The organism is Campylobacter sp. MIT 21-1684 (genome assembly GCF_026241315.1).
GTDB lineage: Bacteria > Campylobacterota > Campylobacteria > Campylobacterales > Campylobacteraceae > Campylobacter_D.
Genome location: NZ_JAPHNA010000069.1, coordinates 1 through 609, shown reverse-complemented (window position 1 = coordinate 609; position 609 = coordinate 1). Strand labels below are relative to the sequence as shown.

The following is a 609-nucleotide window of genomic DNA, read 5'->3' as shown; positions in this document are numbered from 1 at the left end:
CTCATACTAGTAATACAAACAAAGAAGCTTTAAAAGCACAAATAGAATTTCATAAACCTATACTAAGACTACACTATAAAGAACACAAATCCCAACAAGACAATTTGCCTATTACACAATTCTCTCTTTTTGATACTCTATATAAACAAGAAAGTCCTTTTAAAAACCTTATTGTAGAGTATCAAAAAGATGCACAAGATCTTAGTGATACAGATTTAAAACAAAAATTACTGCAAGAGTATTCCTCTAAACACTATGAATACAAACAAATCAATCTACAATTAGGTGTCCATCATATCCATCTTGTCTTTATTATCCCAAAGTCTCTCCCTAAACTCTTTAAAGAATACTATAAAAACTATGAACATAAAGACTATGGTATAGGCAAATATATACAACTTTTAAAGTACTCTAAAGACAGTAAAGAATACAAAGAATCTACTCATTCTAAAGATACTTCTTTACAATCTATAAGTATTACCCATACAAGAGTATTCCTTTCTCCTTATAAAGCAAACAAACTTCATTTTGAATTTGCATTAGGCTTGGATAATTGGTTAGAAGATGAAAATACAACAGAGTTTGTTCTACTAAGTGGAGGAGTGTATG

At 29.2% G+C, this 609-nt stretch carries 1 pseudogene; it reads left to right on the top strand.

The features are described from left to right. Positions 1–609 (top strand): annotated as a pseudogene (locus OQH62_RS08600) (lipase); the annotation flags it as partial.